General features: G+C 56.2%; 13 protein-coding genes. 6 read left to right on the top strand and 7 right to left on the bottom strand.

All coding sequences use genetic code 11. The features are described from left to right. Positions 1-4: 4 nt before the first annotated feature. Complete coding sequence (locus ACDI13_RS06615) at positions 5-1054, bottom strand: cytochrome d ubiquinol oxidase subunit II (protein ID WP_316988692.1); 1050 nt, start codon at positions 1052-1054, stop codon at positions 5-7. Then, a complete protein-coding gene (locus ACDI13_RS06620; RefSeq protein WP_316988691.1) occupies positions 1051-2391 on the bottom strand; it encodes a cytochrome ubiquinol oxidase subunit I in 1341 nt (446 codons plus the stop codon). Before ACDI13_RS06620 ends, ACDI13_RS06615 begins: the two co-directional genes overlap by 4 nt. A 161-nt stretch (positions 2392-2552) precedes the next feature. Here ACDI13_RS06620 and ACDI13_RS06625 point away from each other — a divergent pair, with 161 nt between their 5' ends. The 5 genes from ACDI13_RS06625 to ACDI13_RS06645 all read left to right on the top strand — a co-directional run bounded on the left by ACDI13_RS06625 (position 2553) and on the right by ACDI13_RS06645 (position 7818). Beyond that, positions 2553-4310: a glutamine--tRNA ligase/YqeY domain fusion protein gene (locus tag ACDI13_RS06625; RefSeq protein WP_316988690.1), complete on the top strand. Its 1758-nt coding sequence runs from the start codon at positions 2553-2555 to the stop codon at positions 4308-4310. Between the two features lie 10 nt (positions 4311-4320). Further along, positions 4321-5091, top strand: coding sequence for a septum site-determining protein MinC (minC, locus tag ACDI13_RS06630; protein ID WP_316988689.1), 771 nt, complete (start codon positions 4321-4323; stop codon positions 5089-5091). 223 nt (positions 5092-5314) lie between these two features. Then, positions 5315-6130, top strand: coding sequence for a septum site-determining protein MinD (gene minD, locus ACDI13_RS06635; RefSeq protein WP_316988206.1), 816 nt, complete (start codon positions 5315-5317; stop codon positions 6128-6130). A 1-nt stretch (position 6131) separates the two neighbouring features. Further along, positions 6132-6410 carry a cell division topological specificity factor MinE gene (gene minE, locus ACDI13_RS06640; protein WP_009455079.1) on the top strand — a complete coding sequence of 93 codons (279 nt, stop codon included), beginning with the start codon at positions 6132-6134 and terminating at the stop codon, positions 6408-6410. Positions 6411-6669: 259 nt separating this feature from the next. Beyond that, entirely contained in the window at positions 6670-7818 is a 1149-nt protein-coding gene (locus ACDI13_RS06645; RefSeq protein WP_316988207.1) for an aromatic ring-hydroxylating dioxygenase subunit alpha, read from the top strand. Positions 7819-7924: 106 nt separating this feature from the next. On the opposite strand, the gene ACDI13_RS06650 is transcribed toward ACDI13_RS06645, so the two are convergent. The 3 genes from ACDI13_RS06650 to ettA all read right to left on the bottom strand — a co-directional run bounded on the left by ACDI13_RS06650 (position 7925) and on the right by ettA (position 10498). Beyond that, positions 7925-8152 carry a glycine zipper 2TM domain-containing protein gene (locus ACDI13_RS06650; RefSeq protein ID WP_094195732.1) on the bottom strand — a complete coding sequence of 76 codons (228 nt, stop codon included), beginning with the start codon at positions 8150-8152 and terminating at the stop codon, positions 7925-7927. A 125-nt stretch (positions 8153-8277) separates the two neighbouring features. After that, entirely contained in the window at positions 8278-8814 is a 537-nt protein-coding gene (locus ACDI13_RS06655) for an isochorismatase family protein (RefSeq protein WP_316988208.1), read from the bottom strand. 10 nt (positions 8815-8824) lie between these two features. Then, complete coding sequence (gene ettA, locus ACDI13_RS06660; protein ID WP_316988209.1) at positions 8825-10498, bottom strand: energy-dependent translational throttle protein EttA; 1674 nt, start codon at positions 10496-10498, stop codon at positions 8825-8827. A 163-nt stretch (positions 10499-10661) separates the two neighbouring features. On the opposite strand from ettA, the gene ACDI13_RS06665 reads away from it, so the two are divergent. Then, positions 10662-11162 carry a hypothetical protein gene (locus ACDI13_RS06665; RefSeq protein ID WP_316988210.1) on the top strand — a complete coding sequence of 167 codons (501 nt, stop codon included), beginning with the start codon at positions 10662-10664 and terminating at the stop codon, positions 11160-11162. Positions 11163-11168: 6 nt separating this feature from the next. Here ACDI13_RS06665 and ACDI13_RS06670 read toward each other — a convergent pair whose 3' ends face one another. Both ACDI13_RS06670 and ACDI13_RS06675 read right to left on the bottom strand, forming a co-directional pair. After that, entirely contained in the window at positions 11169-12092 is a 924-nt protein-coding gene (locus tag ACDI13_RS06670; protein ID WP_316988211.1) for a glycosyltransferase family A protein, read from the bottom strand. A 257-nt stretch (positions 12093-12349) separates the two neighbouring features. After that, on the bottom strand, positions 12350-12478 hold the full coding sequence (locus ACDI13_RS06675; RefSeq protein ID WP_003803595.1) for a hypothetical protein: 129 nt from the start codon (positions 12476-12478) through the stop codon (positions 12350-12352). Between the last annotated feature and the right edge of the window lie 81 nt (positions 12479-12559).

Genomic DNA, 12559 nt, shown 5'->3' on the forward strand with positions numbered 1-12559 from the left:
AGGGTCAGCCTTTAAAGCTGGGCGGCAAAGGTGGGCGGGACAATCCAAACATGCGCCAGTACACCCACACGTTGAAAATCAGCACGATGGGCAAGGTAATCACAATCGCCGACAGGATCAGACTCAAGGCAGGCACCCCCGCGGCGGCATCCCAGATCGTCATCTCGTCCAGAATCAGATAGGGGAAAAAACTGAACGCCAATCCTGCCATGACAGACACCATCACGAACAGAGTCAGCAAAAAGGGCAAGGCAGTAGTGCGATAACTGCTGTTGATCATGCGCTGCAGGCTCATTTCAATCGACACAAAGCAACTGAGAATCAAGGCCCACAGAAACAAGACCAAGCCCCAGTACGGCCCGTCGCTCCATTTCAGCAGGACACCGGCATTGACAAAGGCCAACACGACCGAAACGCCCACGGCTCCGGCCGCAAACCAACGTACCGAGCGACGCCCCCAGTTCACTGCACGGGCACGCAGTTCGCCTGCCTCGCGCATGATGAGCCAACTGGCGCCCAACAAGCAGTAGGCGGCAATAGCGCAAAAACCCATGAAGACAGAGAACCAGATATAGCCCGCATCGCTTTGAAAACCCACGACGACTTGTGCCAACAAAACACCGTGGGAGAACGCCGTCAACCAGGACCCCAGGGCAAAACCCATCTGCCAGCGGGACTGACGCTCTACTGGCGCACGCAGCCGGAACTCAAAGGATACGGAACGGACAAAGACGCCGATACCCAAGGCGGATAAAGGCGCATACAGTCCCCCCATCACTGCACCCCAGGCTTTGGGAAAAGCACAGACAAACAAGCCCAAACCCAGAAACAACCAGAACTCGTTGGCATCGCGCCAGGGGCTGAGCAATGACAGCATGCGGGGACGCAAGGAGTCCGGTGCCAGCAAGGACAGGCAGCCCACACCAATATCGAAGCCGTCCAGAACCGTACCGGCCACAATAATCAAAAAGAACAGGGCCAAAAAGGCCAGCGGCATCCAGAACGCGGGATCATGGGCGCCCAGGCCCAGCGCATTGGCGAAAGAATCAATCATGCCCGACCCCGATGACGTGCGATCGGCACCACACCAAAACGAACGGCATGGCGCAACTTCTGGAAAAAACCAATCATGCACAAGACGTAGACCAGGCCATAGAACAGCAAACCCAGGCCCACGGTAAAGACGCTTTCGGTGCTTTGCACTTGCACGGCCTTGATATCGTTACCCACCAGGTAGGGCAGAAAGCCCAGCAAGACATAGGCCGCCCCCCCCAACAACATGATCCAGCCCAGTACAGACGCCATCACCATTCCCTGACGCTCTCTATAGGAAAGTGAATGCGGATCCAAGCCATAACGACGGGTACGCAACCAGACCCACACCAACAGAAAGAGCATCAAGGCGCCGGCGAGCACCGCCACACGAAAGGACCAGAAGGTCAAGGTAACGGGAGGCATGGCTTCAGAAAACTGATCCAGGCCCATCAGGATGCCACTGTCGTTGCGGCCCAGCCAGCGACCACCGGCGTGTGACCAACGCAACACACCCAAAACGCTGTCCTGCATGGCCGAGGGTGCGGCCACAAAAATCAGATCAGGCTGCGAGCCGCTTTCCCAATACGCAGCCGTCGCCGCAGCCTTGGCTGGCTGATGCTCGGCGGTCATGAAACCATTGCCCACCACCGCAAAAACCAGAGCCAGCCAAGCGGCTGCGCCTAAAGACAAGGCGCTACGAAAAGCCAGGCGCTCCTGATCGGTAACCGGCTTTTGCATGGTCTGCGCACACGTCACGCCCAAAATAAAAAAGGCAACCGTCAGTAAACTGCCTGCAAATAAAAGACCGGCGTACCAGGGCAAGGCCGGTGTGCCAAGCACATCCAGCCACTCCAGCACCACATAATGGCCTTCAATAACATCCACACCCGTTGGCACCTGCATCCAGGCCACCATCGCCACCAGCCAAAATGCCGTTACCGTTACGCCCAAGGCCACCATCAGCACCACCAAGGTGTGAACCAGATTGGAGAGCATGCGCTGGGCAAACAGCATGACACCCAAAAAACAGGATTTAAAAACAAACAGCGACAACATAGAGGCGGCCAGCATGGGGCCAATCACATCGCCTACCTGTCCCATCAGTCCTGGCCAGACGCTGCCAAACTGAATCAGTACCGGCATGGACGCAGCAAAACTTAAAATAAACGCCAATGCAAACAGACGCACCCAAAAACGGTATGCCCCCATCCAGGCTGTTGCGTTGCGGCCAAAGGTCCTGACTTTGAAATACAGCAGCACCCAGGCCAGCCCCAGCTCCAGGGCCAGAAACAGCAGCATGAATCCCAGACTAAGAAAAAACTGGGCATGAGACAGGGAAAGGGCGGAGTGCGTCATAATGAGCACTAGTGTAGGGTGAATTAGCCAGAAAACGCCACCATACTACCCCAAGTTTTCCCCTGATTTTTCAGAACGCGTTCATGGGGTAAATACCCCTCTAAAACAAGAACGTGGCAAAATGGCCGATTCGTCTGTCGGCTTCTTTATTTCAAACGTGTATGACCTCTGACACCACTCCCGCTCCCGCATCTAATTTTCTGCGCACGATCATCGACCAGGACTTGAGCGCCGGCCGTTACGCACAAAAGACCTGGGCCGGTCAGCCGGGCCCGGCAAGCACCCAGGAAGGGGCGGCTGTTGATGCCGCACGTATTCGTACGCGCTTTCCCCCCGAGCCCAATGGTTATCTGCATATCGGGCACGCCAAAAGTATCTGTTTGAACTTCGGGCTGGCCAGCGACTACCAAGGCGCCTGCCACCTGCGTTTTGACGATACCAATCCCGAAAAAGAAGAGCAGGAGTACGTCGACGCCATTCTCGACATGGTGAAATGGCTGGGCTTTGACTGGACCTTCAAGAAAGAAGAAAACCTGTACTTTGCCAGCGACTACTTCGACTATATGTACCAGTTTGCCGAGGCTCTGGTAAATGCGGGTCATGCCTACGTTGACGAACAGAACGCTGAACAAATGCGTACCAACCGTGGCACCTTGACCGAAAAAGGGGTGAACTCGCCCTGGCGCGACCGCCCTGCCGAGGAGTCCATCCAGCTCTTGCGCGAAATGCGCGACGGCAAACACCCTGACGGCAGTATGGCCCTGCGCGCCAAGGTCGATATGGGCTCACCCAATATCAATATGCGTGACCCGGTCATGTACCGTATCCGCCATGCTGAACACCATCGCACGGGCAACAAGTGGTGCATCTACCCCATGTACAGTTGGGCGCACCCGGTGGAAGACGCGCTCGAGCGCATCACGCACAGCCTGTGTACCCTGGAATTTGAAGACCAGCGTCCCTTCTACAACTGGATTCTGGAGCGTCTGGTCGAACTGGGTCAGTTGGCCGACCCGTTGCCCAAACAGTACGAATTTTCGCGTTTGAACCTATCCTATGTAGTCACCAGCAAGCGCAAGCTGCGCCAATTGGTTCAGGAAAACCGCGTATCCGGTTGGGACGATCCGCGCATGCCTACCTTGGCCGGTTTGCGCCGTCGAGGCTACAGCGCAGGTGCCATCCGTCTGTTTACAGACCGTCTGGGGGTATCAAAAGCCGCCCAGCACGTGGACTACAGCCTACTGGAACAAGCTCTGCGCGATGATCTGGACCCGGTCGCCGACCGTAGCGTTGCCATTCTGGACCCGATAGAACTGATCATCACCAATTACCCCGAAGGCCAAAGCGAGCTGTGCCACGCACCACGCAATCCGCACAATCCGCAAGCCGGCCAACGCGAGTTCCCCTTCTCCGCTCGCCTGTACATCGAGCGCGAGGACTTCAAGGAAGAACCTCCTAAAAAGTACTTCCGTCTGTTTCCCGGCAATACCGTGCGCCTGAAGTACGGCTATGTGGTGCGTTGCACCGGCTGCGTCAAGGACGAGCAAGGCAATGTCACCCAGGTACTGGCCGAATACCTGCCCGACACCAAGAGCGGCACGCCCGGTGCGGACTCGGTCAAGGTCAAGGGCAACATCACCTGGATCAGCGCAGAACACGCGATTGCAGCCGAGATTCGTCTGTACGACCGTCTCTTTGCCCATCCTCAGCCCGACGCGGCCGACCAGGACTTCCTGGAGCACATCAATCCAAACTCGCTGCGCGTGATTCAGGGCTGGCTGGAACCTGGCACCCATGCCACACCCGATGCTCGCTGGCAGTTTGAGCGTCTGGGCTACTTTGTGGCAGACCGTGTGGACTCGACGCCCGAAAAACCCGTTCTTAACCGCACAACGACTCTGAAAGACACTTGGGTCTAAGGCTATTAACGTGAACGATCAGACTCATGCCAAAGGGCCTCAGGCCCTGGACTTCAAAAGCGCCACACTGTACGCCGTACGGGTGGTGCTACGTTCGGCGGATACAGCCGAACAATTAGCCGCACTGGCTCAACGCATGAAAGACGCTGGCTCCTTCTTTGAAGACGAGCCCGTCGTCATCGATGCCAGCGCCATTGACGCGCCGGTGGATTGGGCTGCTCTGGTGGACGCGCTGCGTCAGCACAAGCTGCATCCGGTTGGCATCATTGCCCACCCCGATCATGCCGACAATGCTATCGACAGTGGCTTGCCACACGTCGAACTGTCCAACCCGCCGGCCCGCCCGCAAGCCCAGGCGGCTCCGGACAAGGAAGTGCCTGTATTGTCGCAAGCGGCCCAGCAGGAAGCCCCCGCCGTGGCCACCCCACCGCCGCCCGCTATTGCTCCGGCTGCGCTCATCATCAACCGTCAGCTACGTTCCGGCCAACGCATCTACGCACGTCACACAGACCTGATTGTGATTGGAGCCGTCAGTCAGGGCGCAGAAGTGGTGGCTGACGGCAACATCCATGTTTACGGCCCACTGCGTGGCAAAGCCATGGCTGGTGCCCGTGGTGATACCAAGGCACGCATTTTCACGACCGAACTGGACCCGGAACTGATCGCCATTGCCGGTGTGTATCGCATTATTGAAACGCGGCTGGATACGCAGTTACGCAATAAACCAGCCGTGGTCACACTGGACAACGACACGCTCAGATTTGATCCCCTAAGCTCCTAACCGTACAAGGCGCCGGCTTTTGCCGGCGCTTTTTATAGTGGCTTGCACTGAGAACCCGCATGAGGGCAAGCAAGTGCAAGCGCAACCGTGTAAGCTGACACGGAACAAAGCAATTGATATGTTTTGTTTCTAAGCAGTAGGCTAAGTGGCAGAACGGATGTCAAAATTAGGCCCGTTATGCTTTACGATTATGTGACTTGAAAAACAAAGGAATCCGATTGTCATGGCGCGTATAGTTGTAGTGACCTCCGGCAAGGGTGGCGTGGGCAAAACCACCACCAGTGCCAGTTTTGCATCTGGTCTTGCGATGCGCGGTCACAAGACCGTGGTCATCGACTTTGACGTCGGTTTGCGCAACCTGGATCTGATCATGGGTTGCGAGCGACGCGTGGTGTATGACTTCGTCAACGTGATCCAGGGCGAAGCCACATTGAACCAGGCCCTGATCCGTGACAAACAGCTGGAAAATCTGTTCATCCTGCCCGCTTCCCAGACGCGCGACAAAGACGCCCTGACCCGCGAAGGCGTGGAGAAAGTACTGGAAGAGCTCAAGGGCATGGGCTTTGAATACATTGTGTGCGACTCACCCGCAGGTATCGAAACCGGCGCCTTGATGGCCTCCTACTTTGCAGACGATGCCCTGGTTGTGACCAACCCCGAAGTATCTTCGGTTCGTGACTCAGACCGCATCCTGGGTATTTTGGCCGCCAAATCACGACGCGGTGAGCAAGGCGACGAGCCGATCAAAGAATATTTGCTGCTGACCCGTTACAGCCCCAAGCGCGTATCGGACGGCGAAATGCTGTCTTTACAGGATGTGGAAGATATTTTGCGCATCAAACTGATTGGGGTCACCCCCGAGTCGGAAACCGTGCTGCAAGCATCCAACCAAGGAGTACCCGTTATCCATATCAAGGAAAGTGATGTGTCCCAGGCCTATCAGGACATCGTAGATCGTTACCTGGGTGGCGAAAAACCGTTGCGTTTTGTGGATTACGAAAAGCCAGGTCTGTTCAAGCGCCTGTTCGGAGGAAAGTAATATGTCTTTCCTGTCCTTCCTGCTCGGTCACAAGAAAACGTCGGCAACGGTTGCCAAAGACCGTCTGCAACTGATCCTCATTAACGAACGTGGCCAAGGGGGTGTTGCCCCGGACTACTTGCCCCGCCTGCAAAAAGAACTGGTCGAAGTGATCTCGCGCTACGTGAAGATTAACCCCGATGACATCAAGGTGAACCTTGATCGCCAGGACTCGCTGGAAGTGCTGGAAGTCAAAATCGAAATGCCGCAAATTGATGCCAGCACGCTGGAGAACAAGTAAAGCGTCGCTGACAGGCAAACCCTTGCTGCTTGAAATGGCCATCCCGTGCGGATGGCCATTTTCTTGGCGGTTCCCTATACCAAAAGCATTACGCAAAACACCCGCCAAGGCTGGTGCAATGCGGCTAGGTGGCTAATAGATCAGGTACAATTTCGCCTTGGTAATCGGCCCGTTCCGATTTTTCTTCGCGCCAGAGATGGCAAGTAGTGCCATCAAATGCCCACAGAGGCCTGGCTTATTGACCCATGCGGAGGGAATCATGACCGAGCTCGGTCAGATGGCACGTCTTGTGCCCGCTCACCCCCAGCTTCCTGTTAGCGCCTACTTTGACCACGCTCTGTTCGAGCGCGAACAAGAGCGTATTTTTCAGCAGTCCGCCTTATACGTCGGCAATGAAAAACTCGTTCCCGAACCCGGCGACTGGCGCACCCTGGCACAGGAAAATGCTGCCCGTACCCTGATACGCAGCCAACACGGCGTAGAACTGCTCTCCAACGTCTGCAGACACCGTCAGGCCCTGATGCTGGGTGGCATGCCCGGCCAGCCCAATCAGGCCAGCCACGGCTCCCTGAGCAGCACGGGAGGCAATATTGTCTGCCCCCTGCACAACTGGGCCTATAACGCCCAAGGCGATTTACTGGCGGCACCCCGCTTCAAGGACAAACCCTGTCTGAACCTGGAACGCTATCCCTTGCGCGATTGCCATGGCCTGCTGTTTGAAGGCCCGCGCGATCCAGCCCAGGATATGGCAGCCTTGTTCAGCCGCCCCGAGTTCGACTTTCAGGACTATGTGCTCGATCACGTCGAAATCCACCAGTGCAACTACAACTGGAAGACCTTTATCGAGGTCTATCTGGAGGACTATCACGTCGCCCCCTTCCACCCCGGTCTGGGTCAGTTCGTGACCTGTGATGATCTGGAATGGGAGTTCAACGACTGGTATAGCCTGCAACGAGTCGGTGTGCATCAAGCCCTGGCCAATCCGGGTTCACCCACCTATCGCCAATGGCACGACAGGCTCCTGGCCTACCGCCAGGGCGAAGCGCCGGATTTCGGTGCTGTCTGGGTGACCTACTTCCCCACCCACATGATCGAGATCTATCCACATGTGCTGGTGCTCTCCACGCTCTACCCCAAGGGGCCGCAGGAAACCATGAATGTGGTGGAGTTCTACTACCCGGAGGACATCGTGGCCTTCGAGCGTGACTTTGTAGAAGCGCAGCGCGCCGCCTATATGGAAACGGCCGTAGAAGATGATGAGATTGCCGAACGCATGGATGCCGGCCGCCGCGCCTTGATGGAGCGCGGAGTATCAGAAGTTGGCCCTTACCAGTCACCACTGGAGGACGGCATGAAGCACTTTCACCACTGGTATCGCTCCATGATGGATGGAGACGCGTACCGATAGATCTGGACGTACCCATCAAAAAAAGCCTCAAGGTCGGGACTCATTCCCCATGCCTTGAGGCTTTTTGCTTCGGCGAGCGTGTCAGCTCAACCAAACGATTTTTAATTTAACGGTTCTTGCCAACCTGGTCACCGATCACACCACCAATAGCAGCGCCGCCCACAGTACCCAGTACACCGCCGCCAGTGATCACTGCCCCGGCCACGCCACCAACACCAGCGCCGGTTACGGCCCCCTTCTGACGCTTGCTCATACTATCCCAGGAAGAGCAACCCGCCATCACGACGGCTAGAACCGTGGCCATACCTACTTTAGTGATAGTCGTCATTTTCATCCGTAAACCTCCGTGAAGTATCCGTGCTTAACACGGCGTTAAAGTCTATCTTCACCTTATGGAACAGATTAGTCCAGACCCGATTGTTAGGTAACGCAACAGATGTAATTCAGCTTTTGTTCAGTTTATTTGATCAAGGCCAGAACCTGCTTGAATGCGGGATGAGCTGGCGTTTCCAGCCATTCAAACATCGCCATTTCGGCGCTAACACGCTCCAGTCCATGCATCGCCCATCGATCCCAGGCCGCCTGACGGGACTCGGGATGACGCGAGCCGACGCAATCACCCACCATGACCGGCTCATAACCGCGCTCCATCAAACCCAGGCCAGTTTGTAACACACACACATGAGACTCTGTACCCAGTAACAAGACACGTGTGCGTCCTACCGGCAAAGCGGGCAAAAAATCGGTTTCACGCGTGGCATCAAAGTGGGTTTTATGCAGCACTTTGTCTATATGTGGCAGCAGGGCCGGAGCTGTTGGGCCAATTTTCTCGGCCCAGTGCTCGGTTGCCAGAACCGGCACCCCTAAAAGGCGGGCCGCCTGTGCCAGCTTCCCGGCCCGTTCGACCAAGGTTTGATGGTCTGCAATGGCGGGCAACAAACCCGTTTGCATATCAACAATCAGGACGAAAGACTGGTGGGCATTGAGCACAGGCATGGCAATTTCCTTATTTCAGGGATTTGTAGCGGATACGACGAGGTTTGGCAGCATCTTCGCCCAGACGATTCTTCTTGTCTGCTTCATATTCCTGGTAGTTGCCGTCAAAGAAGACAACCTGCGAATCACCCTCAAAAGCCAGAATATGAGTGGCGATACGATCCAGAAACCAGCGATCGTGACTGATCACCATGACTGAGCCGGCAAACTCCAGCAAGGCATCTTCCAGGGCGCGCAGGGTTTCCACGTCCAGGTCGTTGGACGGTTCGTCCAGCAGCAAGACGTTGCCACCGGCAATCAGGGTCTTGGCCAGGTGCAAACGACCACGCTCCCCGCCGGACAGATTGCCCACGATCTTGTTCTGATCCGCACCCTTGAAGTTGAAGCGACCCAGATAAGCACGTGATGGCATTTCAAAGCGTCCCACGGTCAGCAAGTCTGCGCCATCGGCAATCGCATCAAATACGGTTTTCTCGTTGGCCAGCGCATCACGCGACTGGTCCACATACGCCAGTTTGACGGTTTGACCCAGTTTGACCGTACCGGAATCAGGCTGCTCTTTACCGGCCAGCATGCGGAACAAGGTGGACTTACCGGCCCCGTTAGGGCCAATAATCCCGACGATGGCACCGGCTGGCACCTTGAAGCTCAGGTTATCGATCAGCAGACGATCGCCATAGCCCTTGCTGACATTTTCAAACTCAATCACTTCGTTACCCAGACGCTCGGCCACAGGAATGAAAATTTCCTGGGTTTCATTGCGCTTCTGGTATTCGTGCGAGGACAGTTCCTCAAAGCGGGCCAGACGGGCCTTGGCCTTGGCCTGACGTCCCTTGGGGTTCTGACGCACCCACTCCAGCTCTTTCTTGATGGTGCGCTGACGAGCACTTTCCGACGCCTCTTCCTGCTTCAGGCGGTCGTCTTTCTGCTCCAGCCATGAGCTGTAATTACCCTTCCAGGGAATACCGTGACCACGGTCCAGTTCCAGAATCCACTCGGCGGCGTTATCCAGGAAGTAACGATCGTGGGTTACCGCCACAACGGTGCCGGGGAACTGGCGCAGGAACACTTCCAGCCAGTCCACACTTTCCGCGTCCAAGTGGTTGGTTGGCTCGTCCAGCAGCAACATGTCGGGTTTGGACAGCAACAACTGACACAGGGCCACGCGACGCTTTTCACCACCGGACAGATTGGCAATGGAGGCGTCCCACGGTGGCAAGCGCAGCGCATCGGCCGCGATTTCCATCTGGGTTTCGATGTCGTCGGCACCGCTGGTGGCAGCGGCGGCAATAATGGATTCCAGCTCGGCCTGCTCGGCGGCCAGAGCGTCAAAGTCCGCATCGGGCTCAGCGTATTCGGCGTAGACCTGCTCCAGACGCTGACGCGCCTCGAACACTTGGCCCAAACCGGCCTGTACGGCTTCGCGCACGCTGTGTTCGGGGTTCAGTTGTGGTTCTTGTGGCAGGTAACCGATTTTGATCCCCGCCATGGGGACAGCTTCGCCCTCGATCTCGGTATCTACCCCAGCCATGATCTTGAGCAAGGTGGATTTACCCGAGCCGTTCAGGCCCAGCACACCAATCTTGGCACCCGGAAAAAAGGACAAGGAGATATTGCGCAGAATCTGCCGCTTGGGCGGCACAATTTTGCCCACGCGGTTCATCGAATAAACGTATTGAGCCATATAAACCTAAAAAGGAAAAACAGGTCGTGTTCGGAAACCTGGGATTGTAGGCGTTTGGCGCCCAAAAGGCGCGCTTCTGTCTGGTCCAGAACAAAACACCCGGCCTGAATGCAGGTCTGTCTCAGGTAATATACTCACTTTTGCTGACAATCCAAAAAACGCCATGTCCACACCTGACGCCCCTGAGCTTGTATTTACCACCGAAGAGATCGAAACCCTGGGCCGCACTGCCGATGCGTTAAGTGCCTATTTGGGTCGCGCCGTCCTGGCCGAGATCGTGGGCGCGGAAGAAACCGGCTTTGAATGGGTCATCTTTGCCATGCCCCTGGACAAGAACGAGGACGAAAGCGAATTCACCGTTGTGCAGGTAGGCGGCGAACAAGCCCGCATCGTGGGCAACCGCGGTGGCCTGGATCCCAAGGACAATGCTGTCTACGCCTGCCGTTACCTGTGGGCCATCCAGCTAAGCGATGCCGAGCCCGTGCGCTTTATCAAAGTGGACGAAGAAGGCGAAGAAGTCGCCTGGACTGAAACCCTGGAAGAGTTGCTGCCTTTCGCCTTGAACGAAGATGCCTTCGCCCCTGAAGACGATACGGATGAAGACGACGACGAGGACGATGATGACAGCCCGGAGCCGGGCGTGCATGGCCACACCCTGCACTGATCTCGCTCAGGCCCGTCTCTTGTCGCGCAGATATAAAACGACACCCGCCGGCCACATCAAACCCACCAGCAGATAAGAGGCCAGGCCTTTCAGGCCATAGCCTGCTGGTGGCGTGCGCCCACTGGCGCGCAGGTGCAGCCCAAAGCGGGTATAACGCGCAGCAGCCATCAAGAAAGCCTTGGGTTCGTAACGAAACCAGGGCAGGCACTTCACCACCGTATCCTGCGCCAGCAACCACAAGCCCAGTGCATGTTGCTGGCTGGTCTTGCCTTGCACCGACAAAGAATCCGGGCTGTCGTGATAGACCCGAAACACCGTATTTACAAAGCGATTCTTGTAGCCCGCTCGGGCAATCGCCCGCCACACCAGGCTTTCAGGCACAAAGCCTTCAATTTGATCGGGAAAGGGAAACTTGCGCAGCACGGCCGTACTCAAGCAGCCGAACTTTTCGCCCCGCACATGGTAGCGAAAGCTCATGTCCAAGGAGCTGGCATCAAAGACATCCTGAGGAAACATATCCCCGACGACCTTGCCATCTGGACGCACACACAAACCCGTAATGCCGGCATAGCCGGCCCGCTCTGACACGGGAATGTCTGCCCAGATTTGCGCCATGTCGTAGAGCGCATTGACCAGCAAGGTGTCATCACTGTCCAAAGCAACAACCAGTTCGCCCTGGGCCAGGGCCACACCATGATTGAACGCGGCCTTCTTGTGACGATTTTCCTGCCAGGCGTAATGAATCGGGAAGGGAGCCTGCTGCTGCCAGCCCTGCACCAGTTCCCGCGTGCCATCCGTGGAGCCGTCATCAACCACAACCCACTCAAAGTCTTGGCAGGTTTGCTCACACAGTGACCGGTAAACGCGCTCCAGAGTGTGGGCACGGTTATAGCTGGGTGTCAGAACAGTGAATACGTGGCGCCATTCCATGAGCTAATGTCCCCCAAAGATGCAATCAGCCGTTTTGATTATTGTTACGGGCAACTTTTACATCTGCATAACGATGACACCATCATAAGGCAAGCCCAGCACTGTGCAGTGCACGATCTGCTGGGCTCCAGACAAACCCGAAGAAAAATCAAACGGGCACAAAAAAACCACAGGCAAGCCTGTGGTTTTTTTGCTGCTGGGTGTGACTGAAAGCTGAAAAATCAGATTCCTGCCTGTACACCGCTCATGCCAGGCACTTAGACGCGCTTGACCTTTTCCAGCATTTTGAAAACGCCCTTGGGTGCGCGAACAAACAGACGTTTGAATGCTTTACCCAGGCAACGACGCTCCAGCGTGTTGCGGCGAGTGCGTTTGATTTCCGCCATGGTGATCTCCGATCTTAATGTAAGCCCTGCCGGATGATCCCGACAAAAGCGCAATAGCTAACCAGAAATTCTACCGTAATC

This window comes from Alcaligenes faecalis, assembly GCF_041521385.1.
GTDB classification, from domain to species: Bacteria; Pseudomonadota; Gammaproteobacteria; order Burkholderiales; family Burkholderiaceae_B; genus Alcaligenes; species Alcaligenes faecalis_E.